This window comes from Rhodococcus sp. NPDC019050 (genome assembly GCF_055664235.1).
In genome coordinates this window covers 17,707-40,750 of the sequence record NZ_JBVOON010000014.1, presented here as the reverse complement: position 1 = coordinate 40,750, position 23,044 = coordinate 17,707, and the positions used below count along the sequence as shown (strand labels likewise).

The 23,044-nt window shown below is 67.3% G+C and carries 25 protein-coding genes and 1 pseudogene; 11 read left to right on the top strand and 15 right to left on the bottom strand.

Going from position 1 to position 23,044, the window contains the following annotated elements; all coding sequences use genetic code 11:
* The first annotated feature begins 102 nt into the window (after positions 1–102).
* Positions 103–993 carry an NAD(P)-dependent oxidoreductase gene (locus AC0B44_RS15245; RefSeq protein WP_471903685.1) on the top strand — a complete coding sequence of 297 codons (891 nt, stop codon included), beginning with the start codon at positions 103–105 and terminating at the stop codon, positions 991–993.
* 18 nt (positions 994–1,011) lie between these two features.
* On the opposite strand, the pseudogene AC0B44_RS15240 reads toward AC0B44_RS15245, so the two are convergent.
* Positions 1,012–1,431, bottom strand: a pseudogene (locus tag AC0B44_RS15240) (MFS transporter); the annotation flags it as partial.
* A gap of 188 nt (positions 1,432–1,619) precedes the next feature.
* Between AC0B44_RS15240 and AC0B44_RS15235 the strand changes: the two are divergent.
* Entirely contained in the window at positions 1,620–1,952 is a 333-nt protein-coding gene (locus AC0B44_RS15235; RefSeq protein ID WP_471903684.1) for an amphi-Trp domain-containing protein, read from the top strand.
* Between the two features lie 33 nt (positions 1,953–1,985).
* On the opposite strand, the gene AC0B44_RS15230 is transcribed toward AC0B44_RS15235, so the two are convergent.
* Both AC0B44_RS15230 and AC0B44_RS15225 read right to left on the bottom strand, forming a co-directional pair.
* Positions 1,986–2,759 (bottom strand): crotonase/enoyl-CoA hydratase family protein, encoded by a 774-nt coding sequence (locus AC0B44_RS15230; protein ID WP_471903683.1) that lies wholly within the window; start codon positions 2,757–2,759, stop codon positions 1,986–1,988.
* Between the two features lie 75 nt (positions 2,760–2,834).
* Entirely contained in the window at positions 2,835–3,536 is a 702-nt protein-coding gene (locus tag AC0B44_RS15225) for a TVP38/TMEM64 family protein (protein ID WP_471903682.1), read from the bottom strand.
* A gap of 241 nt (positions 3,537–3,777) precedes the next feature.
* On the opposite strand from AC0B44_RS15225, the gene mutA reads away from it, so the two are divergent.
* Genes mutA through AC0B44_RS15205 form a run of 4 tightly spaced genes read left to right on the top strand, consistent with a single transcriptional unit; the run spans position 3,778 to position 9,677 of the window.
* Entirely contained in the window at positions 3,778–5,667 is a 1,890-nt protein-coding gene (mutA, locus tag AC0B44_RS15220) for a methylmalonyl-CoA mutase small subunit (protein ID WP_471903681.1), read from the top strand.
* Positions 5,668–7,914, top strand: a complete 2,247-nt coding sequence (gene scpA / locus AC0B44_RS15215) for a methylmalonyl-CoA mutase (protein WP_471903680.1) — start codon at positions 5,668–5,670, stop codon at positions 7,912–7,914.
* A gap of 6 nt (positions 7,915–7,920) precedes the next feature.
* A complete protein-coding gene (meaB, locus tag AC0B44_RS15210; RefSeq protein WP_471903679.1) occupies positions 7,921–8,985 on the top strand; it encodes a methylmalonyl Co-A mutase-associated GTPase MeaB in 1,065 nt (354 codons plus the stop codon).
* Entirely contained in the window at positions 8,982–9,677 is a 696-nt protein-coding gene (locus AC0B44_RS15205; RefSeq protein WP_471903678.1) for a lysoplasmalogenase, read from the top strand. Before meaB ends, AC0B44_RS15205 begins: the two co-directional genes overlap by 4 nt.
* On the opposite strand, the gene AC0B44_RS15200 is transcribed toward AC0B44_RS15205, so the two are convergent.
* Together AC0B44_RS15200 and AC0B44_RS15195 are read right to left on the bottom strand one after the other, a co-directional pair.
* Positions 9,661–10,080 (bottom strand): Hsp20/alpha crystallin family protein, encoded by a 420-nt coding sequence (locus AC0B44_RS15200; RefSeq protein ID WP_471903677.1) that lies wholly within the window; start codon positions 10,078–10,080, stop codon positions 9,661–9,663. The two genes, AC0B44_RS15205 and AC0B44_RS15200, sit on opposite strands and share 17 nt — an antisense overlap.
* Before the next feature lie 366 nt (positions 10,081–10,446).
* Positions 10,447–11,229: an LLM class flavin-dependent oxidoreductase gene (locus tag AC0B44_RS15195; RefSeq protein WP_471903676.1), complete on the bottom strand. Its 783-nt coding sequence runs from the start codon at positions 11,227–11,229 to the stop codon at positions 10,447–10,449.
* 148 nt (positions 11,230–11,377) lie between these two features.
* Between AC0B44_RS15195 and AC0B44_RS15190 the strand changes: the two genes are divergently transcribed.
* Positions 11,378–12,208, top strand: coding sequence for a helix-turn-helix domain-containing protein (locus AC0B44_RS15190; protein WP_471903675.1), 831 nt, complete (start codon positions 11,378–11,380; stop codon positions 12,206–12,208).
* 31 nt (positions 12,209–12,239) lie between these two features.
* Here the strand turns inward: AC0B44_RS15190 and AC0B44_RS15185 are convergent, their stop codons facing one another.
* Both AC0B44_RS15185 and AC0B44_RS15180 read right to left on the bottom strand, forming a co-directional pair.
* Entirely contained in the window at positions 12,240–12,656 is a 417-nt protein-coding gene (locus AC0B44_RS15185) for a hypothetical protein (protein ID WP_471903674.1), read from the bottom strand.
* On the bottom strand, positions 12,653–13,111 hold the full coding sequence (locus tag AC0B44_RS15180; RefSeq protein ID WP_471903673.1) for an OsmC family protein: 459 nt from the start codon (positions 13,109–13,111) through the stop codon (positions 12,653–12,655). Before AC0B44_RS15180 ends, AC0B44_RS15185 begins: the two co-directional genes overlap by 4 nt.
* A 64-nt stretch (positions 13,112–13,175) precedes the next feature.
* Between AC0B44_RS15180 and AC0B44_RS15175 the strand changes: the two genes are divergently transcribed.
* Entirely contained in the window at positions 13,176–13,871 is a 696-nt protein-coding gene (locus AC0B44_RS15175; protein WP_471903672.1) for an ArsR/SmtB family transcription factor, read from the top strand.
* Positions 13,872–13,907: 36 nt separating this feature from the next.
* Here AC0B44_RS15175 and AC0B44_RS15170 read toward each other — a convergent pair whose 3' ends face one another.
* Together AC0B44_RS15170 and AC0B44_RS15165 are read right to left on the bottom strand one after the other, a co-directional pair.
* Positions 13,908–14,492, bottom strand: a complete 585-nt coding sequence (locus AC0B44_RS15170) for a hypothetical protein (protein WP_471903671.1) — start codon at positions 14,490–14,492, stop codon at positions 13,908–13,910.
* A gap of 72 nt (positions 14,493–14,564) precedes the next feature.
* Positions 14,565–15,524 (bottom strand): sulfite exporter TauE/SafE family protein, encoded by a 960-nt coding sequence (locus AC0B44_RS15165; RefSeq protein ID WP_471903670.1) that lies wholly within the window; start codon positions 15,522–15,524, stop codon positions 14,565–14,567.
* Positions 15,525–16,017: 493 nt separating this feature from the next.
* Between AC0B44_RS15165 and AC0B44_RS15160 the strand changes: the two genes are divergently transcribed.
* Positions 16,018–16,854, top strand: a complete 837-nt coding sequence (locus AC0B44_RS15160; RefSeq protein ID WP_471903669.1) for a mycofactocin-coupled SDR family oxidoreductase — start codon at positions 16,018–16,020, stop codon at positions 16,852–16,854.
* 6 nt (positions 16,855–16,860) lie between these two features.
* Here AC0B44_RS15160 and AC0B44_RS15155 read toward each other — a convergent pair whose 3' ends face one another.
* The 3 genes from AC0B44_RS15155 to AC0B44_RS15145 form a co-directional block, all read right to left on the bottom strand.
* Complete coding sequence (locus AC0B44_RS15155) at positions 16,861–18,096, bottom strand: saccharopine dehydrogenase family protein (protein ID WP_471903668.1); 1,236 nt, start codon at positions 18,094–18,096, stop codon at positions 16,861–16,863.
* A 97-nt stretch (positions 18,097–18,193) separates the two neighbouring features.
* A complete protein-coding gene (locus tag AC0B44_RS15150; RefSeq protein ID WP_471903667.1) occupies positions 18,194–18,577 on the bottom strand; it encodes a universal stress protein in 384 nt (127 codons plus the stop codon).
* Between the two features lie 87 nt (positions 18,578–18,664).
* Complete coding sequence (locus AC0B44_RS15145; RefSeq protein WP_471903666.1) at positions 18,665–20,137, bottom strand: SDR family NAD(P)-dependent oxidoreductase; 1,473 nt, start codon at positions 20,135–20,137, stop codon at positions 18,665–18,667.
* 86 nt (positions 20,138–20,223) lie between these two features.
* On the opposite strand from AC0B44_RS15145, the gene AC0B44_RS15140 reads away from it, so the two are divergent.
* The gene (locus AC0B44_RS15140; RefSeq protein WP_471903665.1) at positions 20,224–20,466 is read left to right on the top strand and encodes a hypothetical protein; all 243 of its coding nucleotides are present in this window, start codon (positions 20,224–20,226) and stop codon (positions 20,464–20,466) included.
* An 84-nt stretch (positions 20,467–20,550) separates the two neighbouring features.
* Here AC0B44_RS15140 and AC0B44_RS15135 read toward each other — a convergent pair whose 3' ends face one another.
* Positions 20,551–20,937: a YdeI/OmpD-associated family protein gene (locus AC0B44_RS15135; protein WP_471903664.1), complete on the bottom strand. Its 387-nt coding sequence runs from the start codon at positions 20,935–20,937 to the stop codon at positions 20,551–20,553.
* A gap of 10 nt (positions 20,938–20,947) precedes the next feature.
* Positions 20,948–21,367 (bottom strand): VOC family protein, encoded by a 420-nt coding sequence (locus tag AC0B44_RS15130; RefSeq protein WP_471903663.1) that lies wholly within the window; start codon positions 21,365–21,367, stop codon positions 20,948–20,950.
* A gap of 93 nt (positions 21,368–21,460) precedes the next feature.
* On the opposite strand from AC0B44_RS15130, the gene AC0B44_RS15125 reads away from it, so the two are divergent.
* Positions 21,461–22,405 (top strand): helix-turn-helix transcriptional regulator, encoded by a 945-nt coding sequence (locus AC0B44_RS15125; protein ID WP_471903662.1) that lies wholly within the window; start codon positions 21,461–21,463, stop codon positions 22,403–22,405.
* Positions 22,406–22,434: 29 nt separating this feature from the next.
* On the opposite strand, the gene AC0B44_RS15120 is transcribed toward AC0B44_RS15125, so the two are convergent.
* Positions 22,435–22,848: a LapA family protein gene (locus AC0B44_RS15120; protein ID WP_471903661.1), complete on the bottom strand. Its 414-nt coding sequence runs from the start codon at positions 22,846–22,848 to the stop codon at positions 22,435–22,437.
* Positions 22,849–23,044: the final 196 nt, after the last annotated feature.

Below are 23,044 nucleotides of genomic sequence, written 5' to 3'. Positions count from 1 at the left end.
GCACGGTGGTACCACTTCCGTGGAGCGGCCCCGGTGCCCGCGTCGGCGGCGTTACGGTGAATTCTGCGAACACAACGCTTTCCCGATGGGAAGGACTCTGCTGTGGAGATCGGATTTCTGGGCCTGGGCACCATGGGAACCCCGATGGCCCGCAATATGGCACGTGCCGGAAACGCCGTCTCCGTGTGGAATCGGAGTTCCGGCAAGGCCGGCAGCGTAATCGAGTACGGGGGCAGGGAGGTTGCTTCTCCGATGGACGCGCTCCGGTTGCCGGTCTCGTGCAGCGCGCTGGCCGACGATCACGCCTTCGCCGGCACCGTGCTCTCACCCGACTCCCTCGCCGCGATGAAGCCGGGCTCCATCCATGTCAATCTCGCGACGGTGAGCCCCGAGATGGCGAACCACGCTACCGAGGCGCTGGCAGGTATCGGCGCGCGCTACGTGGCGTCCCCGGTTTTCGGGCGCGCAGAAGTCGCCGACGCAGGCAATCTGACGGTCCTCGCGGCAGGGGAGGCGACCGCGGTCGACGAGGTGTCGCCGCTGTTGGACACCATCGGTCGTCGGACGTGGCGGGTGGGGGAAGACCCCAAGCAGGCCAACATCTTGAAGATTCTCGGCAACTACCTCATCGCCAATGCCCTTCAGGCCATGGCCGAGGCGACCACCATCGCCGAGAAGGTGGGTGGATCGCCGGAACTGCTGATGGACATCATGAACGACAGCCTTTTCCCGGGCGTCGTGTACGAGGGCTACGGCCGGATGATTTCGACGCGCACGTACGAGCCGAACGGGTTCGGCTTGGCTCTGGGGCTCAAGGATGTGCGCCTCGCGCGCGCCCAGGCGCACGCGGCCGACGTCACCTTGCCGTTCGGAAGCGTGCTCGAGGATGTGTTCGTCGATGCGCTGGCCCACGGGCAGGGCCACCAGGACTGGTCCGCGATCACCGAGGCGACCCGGCGCAGGGCCGGACTGGTCGGTGAGGCCCGAGCCTAGGCGCCGTCCCGTTTTTCGCCCGATTCGCCCGGGAGAGGGACCGGGCGGGGGGATACGCCCCATCCGGAGCGACGTGAGAATTCCGGCGAGCCCTGCGACGAGCGGAATGAGCAGGGCGACCTGCAGAGCGAGGGGTCGGCTCTCGGTATTGATCCGAACGATCTCGTCGCCGATCGTCGGGGGTTGCTCGACGAGCAGGCTCTCGAGTTGTGTGTTGCTGACGACCTGCGCGTCGTCCTCCAGGACTTGCGCGACCCGGTGCTGCTCGGACGGAGGGAGAACGGTGCTCGTTTCCGCCATGGCGGTGAAAGTGAAGGACAGGGTCGCCAGCATCAGAGCGCCGGCGAAGGCGAGGCCGAAGGAGAGCCCGAACGATCCCGACGCAGAATTGACCCCCGCCGCTTCGCTGATGCGTTTCTCGTCGATCGGTGCGAGCGGGAAACCGGACCGGTACCCGGTGCGCTGTCCCGACATCGAGTTTCGCACGGCCGGCGACGAAGCGGGCCGTGCTCGCACATGTTTACTCGGGCCGCTGGAGAGCTGCCCGCGCTTCCACTCGTTCGGGCCGGACGGCCGCCTGACTGCGGTTACGGTGAGTGCACGCTGCGCCGAGGTCAGGAGTCGCCGTGCCCAAGCTGGAGATCAAGAAGACGTCCGAGCTTTCCCGCAAGGAAGCGTCCGACCGGCTGATCGAACTCGGCCGTGCTCTCGCCGAAGGCCCGGAGGTGGAACTGGGATCGTCCGGTGACTCCGTGAAAACGGTGATTGCCGAGCGAGTCCGCTGGGAGTTCGAAATCGAGGTCGACGGCGACGAAACCGAAATCGAGATCGAGATCAGCTGGCGCGACGCTCCGCCGGAGGTACCGGCGGAGGAGGATCAGCCGCAGACAGAGTCGACGAGTCCGTCTCCCGCGCGGACGACACGACGAGGCCGGCCCCGGAAGACTCCCGCAAAATAATCGCGCGGTTCATGCCGATACAACTCGGCCGACCTACGAGAACCCGCCGTGGCGTCCCTCACCGCTGCCGAATCGAGCGGCACCCGACTCGGTGTCGGCCGCGAGCGATTCGAGTCCCAACCGGATCTCGAGGGCCATTGCCTCCTGCTCGGTGCGGCCGGCCTGGTCGCGCGCAGAGCGGAGATCGTTGCGCATGCACGTCTGAGGGAATCGCGTCAGGTCCCGGGCCAGTTGCTCGGCGGTCGCTCTGGCCGTCCCGGGCTCGACCACACGGTTGACCAAACCGAACGTCAGTGCCTCGGCCGCGTCGACCGGTCGGCCGGTCAGGATCATGTCCATCGCACGGCTTTCCCCGATCAGACGGGGGAGGCGCACGGTGCCGCCGTCGATGAGTGGTACTCCCCAGCGCCGGCAGAACACACCGAAGACAGCGTCGGAGGCCGCGACGCGCAGGTCGCACCAGACCGCGAGTTCGAGCCCACCGGCCACGGCGTAACCCTCGACGGCCGCGATCACGGGTTTCGACATGCTCAGCCGAGTGGGTCCCATCGGCCCGTGGCCGGTGACCGCCACGGCGTTCATTCGCGGTGTTCCGATGGCCTTGAGATCGGCGCCCGCGCAGAACGTCCCGCCCTCGCCGTACAGCACGGCGACGTCGGCATCGGGATCGGCGTCGAAGTCTTCGAAGGCTCGCGCGAGTTCCGCGGCCATCGCGCCGTCGACTGCATTGCGGCGAGCCGGTTGCGCCATGACGACTGTGGTCACACGGTTTTCCGATTCGACACGGATGGACTCGTACGTCGTCATATGTTCCTCCGCTCGCGAACGTGCCGCACTTCCTGCGGTCAACGGAGAGGGCGACGAGCGACCCGAGATCCGTTGTCAGTCCTTCGGAGTCGAGTGTGACGCGGGATCGACGATCGCGTCCAGAGCGGAGCCCGCAGGTTCGGGGAGGCGGGCCTCGAGCAGCAGGCCTCCGATACCGAAGGCGATACACACGGCGCTGACCACCATCAGAGCCGGGTCGGGTTGCCCGGTGAGCGCATCGCCGAGCAACACCACCCCCACGGTGCCCGGGAGGATGCCGACCAGCGTCGCGAGCGTGTACGGCACGAATCGCACCGACGACACCGCGCAGCAGCAGTTCACGACGAAGAACGGTGCTGCCGCGATCAGCCTCAGCGACCCGACCGCAAGCCATCCGCGACGAGCGAGGCGAAGGTCGATCGCTTTCGCCGTCGGGTGCGTAAGGTGCTCCGCGACGGCGTCGCGGCCGACCGCACGAAGAAGCAGAAACGCCAGGATCGCGCTCGCAGTGGTCGCGGCGACCGATACCGCAATTCCGGTCAGGCTTCCGAAGAGCACGCCGGCGCTGAGGGTGAAGACGGTGCGCGGCACCGGAGCAATGGTCACGAGCGCGTGGACGACGAAGAACGCGACAAGCAGAACCGGACCGTTCATCGTCTCGGACCACTCGCGGATCCGGCTCACACTCGGCAACGGAACCAGCAGGGCGACAGCGATCAGTCCGATGAGTAGGACGAGGACCCCGAGAATCCTGCGGTCTCCGATAATCCTCGTCACGGGGTGTGAGCGTACTCCGGCGTCCGAGGCCGTCGCCGAAGCCGCAGGCGGGCGCGTGCCCGGTCACACGGTGCCGGGCTGTTTATCTATCGTTAGAGAATCTGTGGGAATCCCCACAGCAAGTGTCCAGAGTGTGCGGCTAGCATCACAGCGACAAAGGTTTAACCTTTTCGGGATCATCCGCCCCCGGCCGACAGCGCCGCCGAACAGATCCTGCATGCCGCAGTAGGAGGAATCGCACGTGTCATTAGCTGCAGAAGCCGAGGACGCCGCGCGCGCATATGCGCAGTGGCAGGATGCGGTCGCGGGAGTGCTCGCGAAATCCCGGCGCGTCGACCCCGCGGAACTCGGACCCGAGCCGCAGCGCTTGCTCGAGACAACGACGTACGACGGTGTCACGGTCAATCCCCTCTACGGCATCCGCGACGAACGCCCCGACGTTCCGCTGCCCGGCGAGTTCCCCTTCGTGCGTGGGGGCTCCGCCACCCGTGACGTCACCACCGGCTGGCTGGTCTCCGCGCAGTTCGGTGGGGACGTCGCTGCGACCGGATACGGCACGGCCAAGAAGGTCAACGAGCGCATTCTGGACGCGCTCGAGAACGGCGTCAGTGCGCTCTGGTTGCGAGTGGGGGGCACCGACCTTCCTGTCGAGTCCCTGGCCGCAGCAATGGAAAAGGTGCTTCTCGACCTCGCACCGGTGACCATCGACGCCGGAACCGACACGGTCGCGGCAGCGGCGGCTCTGTACGCGGTCGTCGACTCCCGCACCGACATCGCGGACCCGGACGCGGTCCGGCTCTCGCTCGGGGCCGCGCCGTTGACCAGTGCGTTCTCGGGTCGCGCCGATATCACCGTGGCGGAGGCGATCGAACTGGCCGCGGCGGCCGCAGAACGCACCGGCACGGTTCGTGCCCTCACCGTCGACGGCACGGCATTCCACAACGCGGGAGCGTCGGACGCCGAGGAACTCGCCGCGTCGATCGCTGCCGGTCTCGAGTACGTCCGCGACCTGATCACCGCCGGGCGATCGGCAGAGCAGGCACTCGGCCAGGTCGAGTTCCGCCTCGCCGCTACCGACGATCAGTTCCAGACCATTGCCAAGTTCCGTGCCGGCCGGCAGTTGTGGGCGCGCATCGCCCAGGTGGCCGGCGCGCCCGAGGCCGGAAACGCGCCGCAGCACGCGGTCACGTCGGCGGCGATGATGGCGCAGCGTGACCCCTGGGTGAACATGCTGCGCACCACGCTGGCCGCGTTCGGCGCCGGTGTCGGCGGTGCCGACGCGGTGACGGTGCTGCCGTTCGACGCTGCCCTGCCGGCGGGTGCTCTCGGTGTGTCCGAAGGCTTCGCCGCACGTATCGCGCGCAACACCCAGTTGCTGCTGCTCGAGGAATCGAACCTCGGCCGGGTCCTCGACCCCGGTGCCGGTTCCTGGTACATCGAAGAACTGACCGCGCAGATCGCCGTGAAGGCGTGGGAGTTCTTCCAGGAGATCGAAGCTGCCGGCGGATACCGCGCCGCCCTCGAATCGGGACTTGTCGCCGACAGGATCGCCGCGACCCGCGCGCAGCGCGAGTCCGACATCGCGCACCGCAAGACTTCGCTCACCGGCATCAACGAGTTCCCCAACCTCGCGGAGGCGCCGCTGCCGGAAGGAGCCTCGCAGGCAGGCACGTTCGCGGCCCGCTACGCGGCGCCGTTCGAGGCACTGCGCGACCGCTCGGACGCGTTCCTCGCAGCACACGGCGCCCGCCCGAAGGTGCTGCTCGCACCGCTCGGTCCCGTCGCCGAGCACAACGGCCGCAGCACGTTCGCCGCGAACCTGATGGCCTCGGGCGGCATCGAGACTGTGAACCCGGGCCCGCTCGACCTCAGCGGCGATGCACTCGCCGGCGTGGTGAGCGGTTCCGGCGCGAGCATCGCCATCCTGTGCGGCACCGATGCCCGGTACGGCGAAGAGGCCGCGACCGCCACCGCCGCACTGCGCGCCGCCGGTATCACCACCGTGCTGCTCGCGGGTCCGGAGAAAGCCGTGGGCGACGTGCAGGGCGAGAGCCGGCCGGACGGCTTCCTCACTGCCCGTATCGACGCGATTGCCGCGCTGACCGACCTGCTCGACACCCTGGGAGCGTAAGTGAGTATCGAACATCCGATCGGCAGCTTCGCCGACGTCCCGCTGGCGGACCCCGCGGCACAGGCCACGCCCGCTCCCACGCGGGAGCAGTCCGAGGCACTCGTCGAGTCCGTTGCCGCCGCCAATCTGTACACCAAGGACCAGGTCGTGTGGTCCACGCCCGAGGGCATCGACGTCAAGCCGGTCTACACCCGCGCCGACCGTGACGCCGTGGTCGCCGAGGGATATCCGCTCGACAGCTACCCCGGTATCGCTCCGTTCGTGCGGGGTCCGTACCCGACGATGTACGTCAACCAGCCGTGGACGATCCGCCAGTACGCCGGATTCTCCACCGCGGCGGAATCCAACGCGTTCTACCGGCGCAACCTCGCGGCCGGCCAGAAGGGCCTCTCGGTCGCCTTCGACCTCGCGACGCACCGTGGCTACGACTCCGACCACCCGCGCGTCCAGGGCGATGTCGGCATGGCCGGTGTGGCCATCGACTCGATTCTCGACATGCGTCAGTTGTTCGACGGTATCGATCTGTCGCAGGTCTCGGTCTCGATGACCATGAACGGTGCGGTGCTGCCGATTCTCGCGCTGTACGTCGTGGCGGCGGAAGAGCAGGGCGTCAAGCCCGAGCAGCTGGCCGGAACCATTCAGAACGACATTCTGAAAGAGTTCATGGTCCGCAACACCTACATCTATCCGCCGAAGCCGTCGATGCGGATCATCTCCGACATCTTCTCGTACACGAGCGCGAAGATGCCGAAGTTCAACTCGATCTCGATCTCCGGCTACCACATCCAGGAGGCCGGAGCGACGGCCGATCTGGAACTGGCATACACGCTCGCCGACGGTGTCGAATACATCCGGGCGGGTCTGGACGCCGGTATGGCGATCGACAAGTTCGCGCCGCGTCTGTCGTTCTTCTGGGCCATCGGCATGAACTTCTTCATGGAGGTGGCGAAACTCCGCGCCGGTCGCCTGCTCTGGGCCGAACTGGTCGAGAAGTTCGAACCGAAGTCCGCCAAGTCCCTGTCGCTGCGCACCCACTCGCAGACCTCGGGATGGTCGCTGACCGCGCAGGACGTGTTCAACAACGTCGCACGTACTTGCGTCGAAGCGATGGCCGCGACACAGGGGCACACCCAGTCGCTGCACACCAACGCACTCGACGAGGCGATCGCGCTCCCGACCGACTTCTCGGCCCGCATCGCCCGCAACACTCAACTGTTGCTGCAGCAGGAGTCGGGGACCACCCGGCCCATCGACCCCTGGGGCGGTTCGCACTACGTCGAGTGGCTCACCCACGAACTCGCGAACCGGGCCCGCGCGCACATCGCGGAGGTCGAGGAAGCCGGCGGCATGGCGCAGGCCATCTCCGAAGGCATCCCGAAGCTGCGCATCGAGGAGGCAGCGGCGCGCACCCAGGCCCGCATCGACTCCGGCCGTCAGCCGCTGATCGGCGTCAACAAGTACGTGCCCGACGAGGTCGACACCATCGAGGTTCTCAAGGTCGAGAACTCGAAGGTGCGTGCCGAGCAGCTCGCGAAGCTCCAGCAGCTTCGCGGTGATCGCGACGAGGCGGCCACGCAGGCCGCACTCGCCGAATTGACCCGGGCCGCCGCGTCCACCGACGGCGGCATGGAGAACAACCTGCTCGCCCTCGCCATCGATGCGGCCCGCGCCAAGGCGACCGTCGGAGAGATCTCCGACGCCCTCGAGAAGGTCTACGGGCGGCACCAGGCCGAGATCCGCACGATCAGCGGCGTGTACCGCGACGAGGCCGGAAAGGCGACGAACATCACCACGGCAACGGAACTCGTCGAGAAGTTCGCGGAGGAGGAGGGCCGCCGGCCGCGCATCCTCGTCGCGAAGATGGGACAGGACGGCCACGACCGCGGTCAGAAGGTGATCTCCACCGCCTTCGCCGACCTCGGCTTCGACGTGGACGTCGGACCGCTGTTCCAGACCCCCGAAGAGGTCGCCCAGCAGGCGGCCGACAACGACGTGCACGTCATCGGTGTGTCGTCGTTGGCCGCGGGTCACCTCACGCTGGTTCCCGCGCTCAAGCAGGCACTGGCAGAGGTGGGCCGCGAGGACATCATGATCGTCGTCGGCGGCGTCATCCCGCCCGGCGATTTCGATGAGCTCTACCAGGCCGGGGCCGCGGCGATCTTCCCGCCGGGCACCGTGATCGCCGACGCTGCCGCCGGACTGCTCACCAAGCTGGCGGCCCAGCTCGGCCACCCCGCCCAGGGATAGATGGGCATGGGCAGACCTCCGGTCGATACGGACGCTCTCGCCGACGACGTGCTCGCGGGACAGCGAGCCGGATTGGCGAAGGCGATCACCCTGGTCGAGTCCACCCGCAACGACCATCGGGAACAGGCGCAGCAGTTGCTGCTGCGCCTGCTCCCGGAGGCGGGCGGCGCGATCCGAGTGGGCATCACCGGCGTCCCCGGCGTCGGCAAATCGACATTCATCGACAACCTCGGGATGTATCTGCTGGCACAGGGGCACAAGGTTGCGGTACTCGCCGTCGATCCGTCGTCGACCCGCACCGGCGGCTCGATTCTCGGTGACAAGACCCGCATGGCCCGGTTGTCGGTCGAACGCGACGCCTTCATCCGGCCGTCGCCGACGGCGGGCACCCTTGGGGGAGTCGCCAAGGCGACCCGCGAGACGATGGTGCTGCTCGAGGCGGCCGGATTCGACGTGATCCTCGTCGAGACGGTCGGTGTCGGGCAGTCCGAGGTGACGGTCGCGAACATGGTGGACTGCTTCACCTTCCTGACCCTCGCCCGCACCGGCGACCAGTTGCAGGGCATCAAGAAGGGTGTCCTCGAACTCGCCGACCTCGTTGCGGTCAACAAGGCCGACGGGAAGTTCGAGCGCGACGCCCGGGTCGCAGCACGTGAACTCGCGGGGGCGATGCGCCTGGTGCACCCGCACGACGCGCTGTGGAAGCCGCCGGTCATCACGATGAGCGGCCTCGAGGGCAGCGGGCTCGACACCTTCTGGGACACCGTTCTCGAACATCGGCGCGTGCTCACCGAGGCGGGCCGCTTCGAAGAGAAGCGCCGCCGGCAGCAGATCGACTGGACCTGGACGATGGTGCACGACCAGCTGCTGCGGCGTCTCGAATCCGCACCGCGGGTCAAGGCGATCCGGGGCGAGGTCGAGGCGGCGGTGCAAGACGGATCGCTCACCGCGGCTCTGGCGGCGCAACGAATTCTCGATGCGTTCGACGGTGTGGGCGAACAAGAGTCTGCCGGCGCTACGGCTACGAACGTCGGCAGCGCGGTGTCCACGGGTGACGGCGGCGAGCGGTGAACCGCACTGCGGCCGCTACCGCCGCATTCGTCGCCTTCGCGGCCGTCGCAGTGGCGCACCTCGTCGCCCAGCTGGTGGACCCTGATTCCTTCGTGACCGAGTCCACTCAGTGGCTGCTCATGCCGCTGCTCGCGCTCGGAGTGGCCGCCCGGACCGTGCGTCCCCGGGATCGGCTGGTGACACTGACGCTTCTCGCGCTGGTGTTCTCGTGGCTCGGCGACGCAGCCCCGGACCTGTTCGACGGGGATACCGCATTCCTCGTGCTGATCGGGTTCTTCCTGTGTGCCCAGATCACGTATATCGCCGCGTTCCTGCCCTACCGCGACCGCAGCGTGATCCGCACGAACCGGTGGCTTCTCGCTCCGTACGCCGCGGCAGTGGTGATTCTGATCGCGGTGTGTGCGCCGGGCGCCGGGGCACTTGTCGTCGCGGTGACGATCTACGGAGTGTGCATCGCCACGATGGCGGTTCTCGCGACGGGCGTGTCCCGGACCGTCGCGTGGGGCGCGGTCGTCTTCGTGATCTCGGATTCGCTGATCGCGCTGAACGCCTTCGTCGACGGGTTCTCGCTGCCCGCCACCGGTTTCTGGATCATGATCACCTATATCTGCGCGCAAGCTCTCATCGCACGCGGTGTCCTCACCAGGAACGCGGAAGCACAGGCCGACGTCCGCGTCAGTCCGCTTTCTTGACCTCGATCTTCTTCGCAGACGAGTCGGCGTCGCCGATACCGACGGACACGGTCAGAATTCCTTGGGCGTACGAGGCATCGATGTCGTCCTCCTTGGCCCCGCGCGGGAGGGTGACGCTGCGCCGGTAGGAACCGTAGGTGAACTCGGAGTGGCCGTTGTCCGATTTCTTGTCGGTGCGCTCGGCCGAGATCTCGAGCCGCCCGTCGTTGACCTGCACGTTGATGTCCTTGTCGGGATCGAGGCCGGGCATTTCGGCGCGCACGATGTAGCGGCCGTCTGCCAGTTCGTCCTCGACGCGAATGATGTTGTTGCCGAGAGTCGGGCGGAACCCGCCGATCGAATCGAAGAAGTCGGACAGTTCCGGAAACGGGTTCCAGGCGCGGCGTGCGGGAACAGTGGACATGAGATCTCCCTTGAGGTGAAATGCCGGTTTCGTGTCCGGCCGAGTGCGGACAATCCACGCGAATGCACCGATTGTCCTTGTCGGGCAATCGAATTCGGTCGCGCTCTGGATTCAGGGTAGTGCACCGTGTGTGGCCTGGTGACGGGTATCGAGCGATTGACCTCGGTGATCGCTGACCGGACCGGGTGCCTTCGCGTTGCTGACGGCGATGGATGAATGCATGACACTAGGAGGCGCTCGATGGGATTGTCAGGGTGGCTTCGCGCACCGCGGGGGCGATCTCGCGAGACCAGATCTCGAGTGATGCCGCGTCGGGAGTCCCACCTCGTGGAGAGAAGAGCATGAAACCGGAAGCCTGGTGGTCGGTTACCGCGGCGGTGAGCTCCTCGATCCACTGCTCGGTAGAGCCTCCGATCCACCGGTTGGCGGCGTCCCGGGTCTTGCGAGGGGCTTGCCGGTGATTTGTCCGGGCAGGTTGAACACGGTCCGGACTTCCTTCGGGTCACGACCGGCCGAGGCTGCTGCGGCCTCGATGATCCGCCGGGACTCGCGATACCGGTGGGAGAGCCAGTCGGCGGCGTGGCCGGGGATCCAACCGTCGGCGGCCCGGCCGGTCGCGGCGAGGGATTTCGGACCGACCGATCCGGTCCATATCGGGGGCGGGGGAACGGGTGCGGGATCGATCTGACGGACCCTGTAGTGATTGCCGGTGAAGGTCACCGGGGGCCCACCGTCGGAGAGGCGCCTGACCAAGACGATTGCCTCCTCGAATGCCTCCACGGCCTGGCCACCGTCGAGCGGGGCGACTCCCATGTCAGCGATGCGGTCCAACATGCCGCCGGCACCCATGCCCAGCACGACCCTGCCGCCCGTGAGCGCGGACAGGGAGGTAATGGTGCGAGCCAACATCGGCGCCGGCCTGGTAGGCAGGCTGGTGACGTTGGCGAATCCGGAGAGCCGGTGGGTGCGGCCGAGGACGAACCCGAGGGCGGCGTAGGCGTCGATGCGCGACCCGATGTAGGGATGATCGGACAGACTGAAGATGTCCAAGCCGGACCTGTCGGCCAAGAGCGCGAGGTCGATGAGTTCGTCGCTCTCCGCGAGGTGGCTGTGGGCACCGAACCCGAACACCACGGATGGCAGGGACATGGCAGCTGCTTCCTTCGAGGGCACTGACTGTGTCATGCCGTCTACGATCCGGTACTGCTACGGCACCGAACAGGCCGAGCGCAAGCTAGCTCCCGCTGGGCCACCCTGAAGCCCCTTACCCCCGGGCGGCGAAGCGTATCTTCGAGCCATGGGCACACCTCTGGGTGACTTCATTCGCGCCAAACGGGACGATACCCAGCCTGCTGACCTGGGGATTGTCGAATATGGCCGCAGAAGGGCTCCCGGCCTGCGGCGATCCGATCTGGCAGCCCGCTCCCGGATCAGCGTCGAATACCTGACCCGCATCGAGCAAGGCCGCGACCGCAATCCGACCGGCCCAGTGATCAACGCTATCGCCGACGCACTGCGCCTCGATGCCCGGGAACGCCGACACATGGCCTACCTCGCCAAGATCACCGGGGGAGCCTGTGCCGCGCACACCGAACCGGAACGTCCGACGCGTGAGGTTCGTCCGTCGGTGCGGCGGATCCTCGACCTGATCGAGCCAGGGGTTGCAACGCTCACCAACCGACTCGGGGACATCCTCGCTTATACGCACGGTTTCCAGGCCATCATGGGACCAACCGGGGTGCTCGACGCCGAGGAACCCAACCTGACCCGCTACGTCTTCACCGATCACCGTGCCCGCGGCACCTTCCCCGACTGGGTTCGAGTCGCCGACGAGCAAGCCTTCAACCTCTGGCTCGGCCCCTCTGCGGGCGCGTCGGAATGGTTCAAGACAGAACTCGCACCCTCGGTCGGACCCGAGTTCACCAGCCGGCTCGACCAACATCTCCCCCCGGACAACGCCCCGGTCCGGATCCGCGTTCGTGGCGAGGATTTCCGTTTCGACAGGGAAACACTCGAGCTCCCCGACCCGGATGCCCAACAGATCATCGTATTCTTGCCGGCGGACCAGCACACGACACGGGCAATCAGCCGTCTCCGAAGTGACGGCCCAAACCTCAGAGCCATCTGACCGCGCATCGCGCCGCGGTGACGCCTGTCGCTTAGTGCGTGCGGCAGGACCCGGCGGTCCAGGCCGCGGCGACGCGCGCGGCATCATCATGGCGCGCAGGGTCGGTGACGACGACGAGGTGGTGGTCGTGGTCGCTGTACTGGACGAGAATATTGATCGCTTCGTCCGCAAGGCAGCGCGTGAAGGCACCCAGTTGGCCGGGCACCTCCTGGTCGAGCGCGAGCATCACCACGGGCCGGATCGTCACCGGCCCGAGGCCTGCCGCGTCGAGTGCCCGGCCCGCGGTCTCGGCGTCACCGACGAGAAAATGGGCGACTGCTGTGCCTCGGAAGGTGAAGACTCCTCCGCCTTCGAGGCTCACCCCGGCGCTGCCCAGGAGCTCACCGAAATGCGCGAGGGCACCCGGCTCGTCGGGCAGCGCCACCTCGATATCGCGAAAGACGTTCATGCGTCGACCACCGTCACCTCGACGTGAACGGGACACGTCAGTGTGTTCGCGATGTAGCACCCGCGGTGCGCGGAGGCGGCAGCGGCGCGCACCTGCTCGTGATCGGTTCCCGCGGCCACACGAACCACGGGCGCGAGGCGGATCTCGACGATCTGCGGAGACACGCCACCGGTATCGAGCACAGCAGTGGCCACGTCCTCGTAGGCGCGCACGTCGAGACCGGCCCGGGCAGCCACCGCGAGAAACGACAGCAACTGGCAGGAGGAGGCAGCCGTGACCAGGAGTTGTTCGGGGTCCAGCAGGTCCGCGTCTCCGCGGAATGCCGGATCAGCACTGAGAGAGAGTTCCTGCGTTGCAGGCGGGGCAGTAGCGGTGTGAGTGCGTGAGTACCCGCCGTACCCTGCTCCCGTCGTGCCGTGCCATCCGATACGGGCGGTGTAGTGGTGTCGAGTCATGCCGGAAACGTATCCGAGCAAAGTTTCGGCGTGCGCCGAACTGTCGCGGCTCTACATTTGCTTTGTGAACAAAGACTTCTCGGCGATCGGACACGCGTTGTCGGCGTCCGCGCGGTCCGTCGTGCTGAATGCGCTCATGGACGGATCCAGTCGGCCGGCATCCGAACTGGCTGCCGCTGCCGGGGTCAGCGCATCGACCGCGAGCGAACATCTGGCGATTCTCTGCGATGCGGGTCTCATCGTGGCCACGGCTCGCGGCCGGCAGCGTTTCTATCGTCTCGCCGGACCTTCCGTTGCCGACGCACTCGAACAGCTCGGCCACCTGTGTCCCTCCGCTCCCGTGGTGTCGTACCGGCAATCTCGCCAGGCCGAAGACCTTGCGCAGGCACGACTTTGTTACGACCATCTCGCCGGACGTCTCGGAGTGGCGCTGACCGACGCCATGGTCCGCGGCGGGTGGCTACGCGAGGGGAACGGACTGGAGGCGACGAACCTCGGGCTGGACCGACTCGGCGGTATCGGCCTGGATATCTCCGCGGGCGCGTCGTCCCGTCGGCCGCTGTGCCGGGCATGTCCCGACTGGACCGAGCGGCGTCCGCATCTCGCAGGCCGACTCGGTGCCCTCTTGGCTGGTCACGCCGTCGAATCCGGCTGGGTCCGGCCCGCACGCCGCGGTCGCGGCCTCACCGTCACTGCGGCGGGCCGGGAAGCATTCGGACAGCACTGGTCTCTCGACGACGACATGTTCGCGCCCGGCTGAGTGGCTGGTCGACGCGGCTCTTCCACGAGCCCCGAGCTACAACCCGAGCAGCGTTTTGGCGGCCTGGACGGCGGCGGGCCCGCTCAACGCGGGCTGCTCGCCGCGACCCCCGACGGTCATCGACACCGATACCTGCGGCAGTTCGACTTTCGTCGCTGTGTAGGCGGTCCCGGCGGTGGAGACCGACATGCTGTACGCGAGCCCGCCCAGGGACTCGATCCGAGCGTCCGGAATCATCGCCAGCCCGGTGGTCGCGGCGGAGGCGGTCGCCACCACGCCGTTCCCCGGTTCGACGAGGACCTCGACGGCGCGGGATCCGGCAGACCCGGTCGTGGCGGTGTTTGCCCAGGTGCAGTACACACCGGAAGGGTCGAATCTGGCGGACGGTGAGGCCACGAGTCCGGTGACATAGGGCGCGAGCGTCGCACCGATGGCCGCACAGTCCGCGAAACGCGCTCGGACGGCAGCGACGTAGTCCGGGTTGTTCGCGGAGGAACCGGGCGCGGCGAGATCACCGGTCTCCCCGGCGTCGGCCACCGCAGGACCGCTCGAACACGCCCCGAGGACGAGTGCGGCGGCAACGAGAACAGGAACGGCAATGTGTATCCGGTTCTGTATCACGCCGGGATGGTAGCGGGTAAACCGCCGCGGAGGGAGCTGAACGTTGTGGAGCGGAACGTGCCGGCCGAGCGGTCAGGGACGCCGGTCTCGCACGTCGTCGCCCGTGGCGTCCCTCAGAGGAACGGGCTCGAGCACGTCGAGACGTTCCAGTACTCCGGTGGTCTCGGCCCGGGTGAGCCGGGAACGCTTCCAGGACACCACCAGCAGTGCCGCCCACGCGGAGACGATCACGCACGAAATCGAGGTCGACACGATGCGGCTCGCATCGAAGACGTCGAACAGTTTCTGAGCGTTGGTGAGGACGATGAGCCCACCGACCGCAGTACCCAGCAGAGTGGCCGGGATCCGGCTGACCAGCCATGCGGCGAGCGGTGCCGCGAGCGCACCACCGAGCGCGAGACCGGCGACCACGAGAAGGTTCCCGAGCGATTCGTGCCCGAGTCCGATGAGGAAACCGACACTCGCCGAGATCGCCACGAGAAACTCGGAGGCGCTCACCGAACCGATCACGGTACGCGGCGCCGTCTTTCCCCGCGACAGCAACGTGCTGGTGGTGATCGGACCCCAGCCTCCTCCGCCGCTCGCGTCGACGAAACCGCCGAAGAAGCCGAGCGGCGAGAGGAATTTGGCGGTGTGCGGAGACGTCCGTGCGTGCGCGACGGCAGGTGGCCGTACGGAGAACCGCAGGGCGACATATACGCCGATCGTCAGCAGGATCGCTGCGGTCACGGGTGCGGCGGCCTCGGTCGACAGGCTGGACAGCACCGTTGCGCCGAGGAATGCACCGATCGCCCCGGGAACGCCGAGCCGCAACACGACCTTCCAGTCGATGTTGCGGAACTTCCAGTGCGACGCGCCGGAGACGAGCGTGGTGCCGACCTCGGCGAGATGGACCGCGGCGCTGGCATGAGCGGCGCCGATACCGCTGAAGATCAGCAGGGTCGTCGCCGTGACACCGAATGCCATGCCGAGGGCACCGTCGACCAACTGGGCGCCGGCGCCGACCAACGTGAATACGAGCAGATTGAACATGAGCAGAGCTCCGAAAGTCCGAAAGTAACCGAGCCGGGCTCGGTGAGGGGTACCGGAAGGAGCGGGGTGAACCGCTCAGCAACAGACCTCGGTGCAACACAGACAATCGAAGCACGCGTGGCTACGCGTGGGCCAGAACGACATGAGGGCAAGCAGGGTGGCCGGAGCCGCCTCGATGCTTGTCGCGCCCACGTTGCCGTCCTCGTATTTCGCCGATGTCACCGCGACGCACGGCGACCGGTCGAGCATAACCCGTTCCATCGACCACAATCCGGTGACCGCGAGTTCTCGGCCGTCGATCGGCCGGTGCAGTGCGCTCGGTAGGGGAGCGCGTGACCGGTGTGTCCGATCCATCCCTTCGGCGGGGCGCAGAGGGTCGTCTCGCTGTGTGAGATGTGCCCTGGCTCACCCCGGCCGACGTGGCTTACTGAGCCCCGACCTACGGGCTCATCGGACCCCTACGCGCTCATCGAACCTATGTGGAGGAATCGTCTTGAACGGATTCGACGGCAGAGTGGCACTCGTAACCGGCGCGGCGAGAGGACAGGGCCGTGCGCACGCGGTGGCCTTGGCGGAACGGGGAGCCGACGTCGTCCTGCTCGACCGTTGTGAGGACCGCGAGGTGCTGACATATCCGATGGCGACCCCCGAAGACCTGACGGAGACCGCCCGCCTGGTCGAAGAGGCCGGGCGCCGCTCTCTCGTCGTGAAGGCGGACGTGGCCGACCGCGTCGCGATGGATGCCGCTGTCGATGCTGCCCTCGCCGAATTCGACCGCATCGACATCGCGGTTGCGAACGCCGGAGTGACATTGATGGGGTCCGTCCAGCGCACCACGTCTCCGCAGTGGGACGAGGTGATCGGCAGCAATCTCACCGGCGTCTTCAACACCATCGGGGCAGTGGCGCCGGCAATGATCGACCGCGGTTACGGCCGGATCGTGACCGTGTCGTCGATGCTGGGCCGTCAGGGAGGCACCAACACCGCTGCATACGCCGCATCCAAGTGGGGGGTGATCGGGCTGACCAAGAGCGCCGCGCTCGACCTCGCCCGGCACGGCATCACCGTCAATGCTGTTGCGCCCGGCAACATCAGCACCCCGATGATCCACAACGACACGCTCTACGGCCATATGCGTCCGGATCTGGAATCCCCGACAGCAGACGACGTCGAACCGGTTTTCCGGTCCCTCCACGTCCAACCCGTGGCGTGGCTCGACGCGTTCGAGGTCACCCGCGCCGTCCTGTTCCTGGCGGCCGAGGACAGCGTTCACCTCAGCGGCGTCGTGATCCCGGTCGACGCGGGGAACGCTGCCCGAACCGGCGGCTGACCGCCGTCAGGAGAGTCGGCGGGCGGAGATCTCGAAACCTGCGTCGCGTAGCCGGTCGGACAGTACGTCGCCGAACGCGACCGCAGGTGTGAGGACACCGCCGCCCGCATGGAGGGCGGCGCCTCCGGAGGCGAGCGAAAGAGCGGACTCTGCGAGCATCACCGCGGTCGCCTTGTAGCCGGGGTCGCCCTGCGCCGCGAACCGCGCGGTGTAGCGCGCACCGGATCCGGTCGTCGTGTACAGGTCGACGGTGAAATGACCTGATTCCCGGGTCTTTTCGGAGGGGCCTTCACCCGGAGCCGGCAGTACCTTGTCGAGCAGGAAGCGGGTGGGCGGAAACGCCAGTCCCGCCGCAAGTGCTCCGCTCCCCGCCGCGACCACTCCGGCGAGCACGGGAGAGAACACGGACGACCCGACGCTCATCACCTCCCGGTACGCGAACTTTCGCCCGTACGCCCAGTTGGTGAGCGCGTTGCTGCGGCGCACGACGCGGGTGTTGTACGACGCCATCACGAACGGTGCCTTCCAGCCCCTCAGTTCCGGGGCGATGGACTTGCCGTCGACCATGGCGAAGTCGTTCTGGCGACCGAGATCGGGTTCCTGCGCGGGGTCGGGCGACAGGGAGTACGGCCGGGCCGCGATCTTGCGCGCGGCAGCATCCTTGCGCACGGCGTCGAGTTGCAGCCGCATCGAGTCGATCGTGCCGCCACTGATGCCGCCGCGCATCGAGGTGAGGACGAACGTCGTGTCGGTGAGGGCACCGGCGTCGTCCGCCTCTGCGGCGCGGAACAGTGCGTGGACTCCCAGATCCGACGGGATGGAGTCGAAACCGCACGAGTGCACGATGCGTGCCCCTGTGCGGCGGGCGACGTCGTCGAACCGGTCGATGCTCTCCCGGTGGAAGAGCACTTCGCCGGTGAGGTCGACGTAGTCGGTGCCGGCCTCTGCGCATGCTTCCACCAAGGGCAGCCCGTACTTCGCGTACGGACCGACGGTGCTGATGACCAGTCGGGTCGAGCGGGCGAGCGTCGCCAGGGACGCCGGGTCGTCGGCGTTCGCCTCGAGGAGCGGCCACTCGGTGCCCAGTTCCGCGCGCACCTTCTCCAGGCGTTCGGCGGATCGGCCCGCGAGCCCGACGGTGACGCCGGTGGGGAGGTGCGCAGCGAGATACGCGGCGGTGAGCCGCCCGACGAATCCGGTGGCGCCGTAGACGACGATGTCGAGTTCTCGTGAGGCAGTCATGCACCTCACCCTACTGCCGGGTAAGTCCGGTTGCGAAGTGCGTCACATCGTATGGTCGCCCGGCGCACCGAAGTCGTCGCCGGGCCGTGCGGTCGGTTCAGGCCGCCTTCACGATGAGAACCGGTACCTCCACCTCGATCAGCAGGCGCTGCAGCGGACGTTCCAGGAGGAACTTGCCGACGGCATTCTTTCCGCGGCTACCCGCCACGACCCGTTCTGCGCCGCTGCGCGCCACCAGGTCGATCACGGCGCCGACCCGATCGCCGTCGTGCACCTCGGTGCAGAGATCCCAGTCGTCGTTCCCGAGGACTTCGCGGATGGCGGTACGCACCGACTCCTCCTGGGCGTGAGCGACAGCACCGTCGTCGTCGAACACGTGCAGCACGATCAGCCGTTCGTCCCGATCGGCCGCTTCGCGCGCTGCGGCGACGAGTGCGGCACGCCCCTCGGGGCTCTCGGTATGGACCACGGCGACAGACATGACTCTCCTCGGGCGGCGAAACGGCGGACGGTTCGTCTCCATTGTCTCAGCGTGCGAATGTGTCTCAGCGTGCGAATTGCGGTCCCGTCACCACGGCGCGGGACGGTAGTCCTTGAGGAAGCAGCCGTACAGGTCCCTGCCGGCCTCGCCTTGCACGATCGGGTCGTAGACGCGGGCCGCTCCATCGACGAGATCGAGAGGAGCGTGGAACCCTTCCTCTGCCAGGCGCATCTTGGTGTGGTGGGGACGCTCGTCGGTGATCCAGCCGGTGTCGACCGCCGTCATGAGAATGCCGTCGGCGAGCATCTCCTCCGCGCTGGTGCGCGTGAGCATGTTCAACGCGGCCTTCGCCATGTTGGTGTGCGGATGGCCGGCACCCTTGTAGCGGCGACCTGCGAACTGGCCCTCCATTGCGGAGACGTTCACGACGTACTTGCGGCGGGCAGGGGAGGCAGCCATGGCCGGACGCAGCCGGTTGACCAGGATGAACGGTGCAACCGAGTTGCACAACTGCACTTCGAGGAGTTCGAGCGGCTCGACCTCTCCGACGGTCTGCACCCAGCTGTTGGTGTCCACCAGGTCGGGGAGCAGGCCACCCGCGTCGACGGCGATCCCGGCGGCGACCCGCTCGGCCGTCGCGGATCCGGCTACCAGCGCGAGGGAGGTCAACGCGTCGCCGGACAACTCGGAGGGGAGTGCCCCGGTGAGGGCTGCCGGATGCGCGTCGGACGGCTTGCCGAAGGTGAGCACTTCCGGAAGCGGTCCCGCCGGCAAGGGGCCCGATTCGGCCTCGGCGAGCGCCGAGTAGGCGCCGGGGGAGCGGCGCACGGTCTGGGCGGCGTTGTTGATGAGGATGTCGAGCGGGCCCTGTGCGGCGACGTCCTCGGCGAGTGCGACGACCTGGGCGGGATCGCGAAGGTCGATTCCGACCACGCGCAACCGGTGCAGCCAGTCGCTGCTGTCCTCCATCGCGGAGAAGCGGCGGATCGCGTCGTTGGGGAACCGGGTGGTCACCGTGGTGTGGGCGCCGTCGCGGAGCAATCGCAACGCGATGTACATCCCGATCTTGGCGCGACCACCCGTGAGCAGCGCGCGGCGGCCCGTCAGGTCGGTGCGGGCGTCGCGCCGGGCGTGGTTCTCGGCGGCGCACGACGGGCACAGCTGGTGGTAGAAGGCGTCCACCTGCGTGTACCGGTCCTTGCAGATGTAGCAGGGGCGTGGGCGGAGCAGCGTGCCCGCGCTCGCCCCGTTCGTCGACGAGGTGATCGGGACACCCGCGGTTTCGTCGTCGATCCGGTTGGGGGATCCGGTGGCCGTCGCAGCGATCACCTCGCGGTCCGCCGCGGCCTTGCGTCCGCGCGTTTCCTTGCGCCGCATCTGCTTGAACTTCTTGAACATGTGCCCGACCGCGCGCTGCACGGTGAGGGCGTCCGGATGCTCGGCGTGCAGCTCGGCGGCCTGGTCGAGAACTCTCAGGCAGATTTCGAGGTCGGTGGGATCGATCCGATCGGTACCGAAGGTCTCGCTGGTCGAAGTCAGGGTGTCGCTTTGGGGGTTCATCTGCCTTTTCCGTGTGGTGCTGTACGAATGATGATATCGGGCGTGGTTGTCGCGCCCGTGATCGCTATGTCACACCAGGAGGAACGATGAGCCGGAATGCGACGGCGCGCACGTCGAAGAAGACCAGATTTGCCGAGATGGCGCCGTGGAAGAAGGCACTGGTTCTGACGCTCGCCTCGGTGCAGTTGTCGTTGGCGGCGACGGCCTGGGCGGATCTCGCGACACGTCCGGCGGAGAAGGTCAACGGCAGCAAACTCAAGTGGGCGCTGGTGATCGCGGTGAACTTCTTCGGACCGATCCGCTACTTCCGCAAGGGACGCCGGCCCTGAACCGGTTGTCGCGGACGTCGACCAGCCCGGCGTAAGGCCCCGAACCGAAAACGGTTCGGGGCCGTGCACTTCCGATAATTCAGCTCAGCGGCGACGGCCCCGGACCTGCGCCCGTTCGCGCGGATCGGCGGGCGTTGCCTGCCAGGTGCCCCGCAATTTGGCGAGGTCGATCGCTGCCTGCCCTGCCTCGGTCATCAGGCCCTGCGCGACCATCCGCTCGGCGCGTTCCCGGTTCAGCGCACTCCACGTGCTCCTCGGCCGCCGGGGGCTGAACCGCAGCCGCGAACTGTGAGCGTCGTGCTTGCGGTGCAGGCCGTCGATCCAGCCGTAGCAGAGTGCGTGCTCGACCGCCTCGTGGTACCGCAGGCTCGGCCGTCCGCTGTCCTTGTGCGCGATGATCAACCAGACTTCTGTCTCGGACCGGCCGTGCGTTTCCAGCCAGTCACGCCACACCTCGGCGCTGCTCGCCACGACGTCCATCTCATTCGCCCTTCGTCGACGCGACGGTGTCGAGATAGTGCTGGTTGTACATCACGCCGAGCGCGTTGCCGAACGGGTCGACGACCGACGCGGTGACGAATCCCGGTCCGCGCTCGGTGACGTCCTCGTGCGGGGACGCGCCCATCGACAGCAAGCGTTCGTACGCCGCCCGGACGTCGTCCACGGCCCAGTAGGTCAGCGCCGAGCCGAGTTCCGCACTGCTTCGTCCCGGAGGAGTGAACCGCCGGTCGATGAATCCGAGTTCGTGCTGGAAGTCGCCGACGCGAAATTCCGCGTACGCCGTCGTCCCCTCTGCTTCACGGACGAAGTAGGGCTCGATGCCGAGGAGTTCGGTGTACCAGGACACGGCAGAGTCGAGGTCGTCGACGACGAAGTTGGTGGTGGTCAGTCCTCGCAACATGGTGGATGTTCCTTTCTCTTTCCTTCCGGTGAGATCCACTCTTCTCCGTGAAGTGCTCATCAACTGAGCACTTTTCCGGGGATAGTTGGAGTCATGCGCGCAGACCGTCTCGTCGCCGCCCTGTTGTTTCTGCAGCAGCGGGGGCGGGTGACCGCCGGGCAACTCGCCGAGGAACTCGAGGTGTCGGTGGCGACGGCCCGGCGAGACCTCGAAGCACTGGCGGTGGCGGGGATCCCCGTCTACCCGCAACCCGGGCGGGGCGGCGGTTGGGCGCTGGTCGGCGGCGCCCGTACCGATCTGAGTGGACTGTCGGCCACCGAGACGCAGGCGCTGTTTCTACTGGTCGGCCCGTCGGCCGCGATTTCGGGGGAGGCCAGGACCGCTCTGCGCAAGCTCGTCCGCGCCCTGCCGCACACCTTTCGTGCCGACGCGGAAGCGGCTGCCGGCGCCGTCATGAGCGACCGCACCGGGTGGAGTGGACTGGACCGACCCCGGCCGGACTCGGTCGACCTGCTGCAGAACGCCGTCGTGCGCCGCCGGAAGGTGCGGCTGACCTACACCAATGCGCTGGGGGACCGGTCGGTGCGCTCGGTCGCTCCGTGGGGCCTCGTGGACAAGGATGACATCTGGTACCTGATCGCGGGCACCGAGCGTGGGCAGCGCACCTTTCGCGTCGACCGGATCGCCGAGGTCGAAGCGACCGAGGAGACCGCGGAACGTCCGGACGACTTCGCGCTCGACCGGGCGTGGAGCGAGGTGGTGGGAGCAGTCGAGCAAAAGCGTTCCGGCACTTGGGCAACGGTCCTAATCGAGACCTGGTACGTCCCGATCCTGCGCGACCACTTCGGCCGCCACTGCCATATCGACACGGAGTTCGACGACGGGCGGAGCCGGGTGCTCGTTGCTGCACCGACTCCGCGCGACATCGCCCGCAACCTCGCCGGTTGGGGCGGGGCCGTCGAGGTGCTCGACCCCGCGACGGTGCAGGAAGAACTCGCGCGGATCGGGACCGAGCTCACACGGCAATATGCCGGCTGATCCTCCCAGCCGGCATATTCGTCGCTGTTCTACCGTCCGGTCGTGAGTGTGCGCTGGCGGTTGGCGGCGTGGCGGAGTTGGAGGATCCGCAAACCTCCGGTGAGTCCGACGATCACCGCTCCGGCAATCGCCGCGAACAGCAATGCCACACCCAGCGGAAGCGAGAAGTTCCAGCCGAACAGTTCGAGCGTGATGCTGTCGAGGTTCTGCAGGATGAATACCAACAACAACACCAAGATCAGGATGCCGGCCAGCAGCGCAATCCAGAGAGCACCGGTCCGGGTGTGCCTGATGCCTTTACGCCGTTCGAGGTCGGGGTGCAGATCGCCGGGGGAGTCGGGGTCCGGCGTCGTGCCCGACGAGGGGACAGAGGCGCCGCTGTGCCGCGGGGAGGGCGAGTAGTCGGGGTTCGACTCGCCTGGGCCTCGAGAACTGGTTGACATGCCGTCGGGTACCCCGCATCGTTCCGATTACTCGGATTCCGGGCAGGCACTTCGCCCTCGTTGCCCTCAATTCTGCGTTGACCGGAGTGCGCGCCCTTCGAACGACCTATCGCAGGGAATATCGAATGAAATACCGAACCGTACGGAATCCCTAGAAATACAGAATAATTCCCAGAAACCCCCAGCAAGGACAGCG

What these genes read in the sequence shown, in the direction of transcription:
- AC0B44_RS15155 (WP_471903668.1), bottom strand. Translation starts at nt 18,096, where the DNA reads ATGACTGCCTCACGAGAACTCGACATCGTCGTCTACGGCGCCACCGGA.
- AC0B44_RS15195 (WP_471903676.1), bottom strand. Translation starts at nt 11,229, where the DNA reads ATGTCCCTGCCATCCGTGGTGTTCGGGTTCGGTGCCCACAGCCACCTC.
- AC0B44_RS15125 (WP_471903662.1), top strand. Translation starts at nt 21,461, where the DNA reads ATGCGCGCAGACCGTCTCGTCGCCGCCCTGTTGTTTCTGCAGCAGCGG.
- meaB (WP_471903679.1), top strand. Translation starts at nt 7,921, where the DNA reads ATGGGCAGACCTCCGGTCGATACGGACGCTCTCGCCGACGACGTGCTC.
- AC0B44_RS15150 (WP_471903667.1), bottom strand. Translation starts at nt 18,577, where the DNA reads ATGTCTGTCGCCGTGGTCCATACCGAGAGCCCCGAGGGGCGTGCCGCA.
- AC0B44_RS15140 (WP_471903665.1), top strand. Translation starts at nt 20,224, where the DNA reads ATGAGCCGGAATGCGACGGCGCGCACGTCGAAGAAGACCAGATTTGCC.
- AC0B44_RS15190 (WP_471903675.1), top strand. Translation starts at nt 11,378, where the DNA reads ATGGGCACACCTCTGGGTGACTTCATTCGCGCCAAACGGGACGATACC.
- AC0B44_RS15145 (WP_471903666.1), bottom strand. Translation starts at nt 20,137, where the DNA reads ATGAACCCCCAAAGCGACACCCTGACTTCGACCAGCGAGACCTTCGGT.
- AC0B44_RS15130 (WP_471903663.1), bottom strand. Translation starts at nt 21,367, where the DNA reads ATGTTGCGAGGACTGACCACCACCAACTTCGTCGTCGACGACCTCGAC.
- AC0B44_RS15120 (WP_471903661.1), bottom strand. Translation starts at nt 22,848, where the DNA reads ATGTCAACCAGTTCTCGAGGCCCAGGCGAGTCGAACCCCGACTACTCG.
- AC0B44_RS15165 (WP_471903670.1), bottom strand. Translation starts at nt 15,524, where the DNA reads ATGTTCAATCTGCTCGTATTCACGTTGGTCGGCGCCGGCGCCCAGTTG.
- AC0B44_RS15185 (WP_471903674.1), bottom strand. Translation starts at nt 12,656, where the DNA reads ATGAACGTCTTTCGCGATATCGAGGTGGCGCTGCCCGACGAGCCGGGT.
- AC0B44_RS15230 (WP_471903683.1), bottom strand. Translation starts at nt 2,759, where the DNA reads ATGACGACGTACGAGTCCATCCGTGTCGAATCGGAAAACCGTGTGACC.
- AC0B44_RS15180 (WP_471903673.1), bottom strand. Translation starts at nt 13,111, where the DNA reads ATGACTCGACACCACTACACCGCCCGTATCGGATGGCACGGCACGACG.
- AC0B44_RS15200 (WP_471903677.1), bottom strand. Translation starts at nt 10,080, where the DNA reads ATGTCCACTGTTCCCGCACGCCGCGCCTGGAACCCGTTTCCGGAACTG.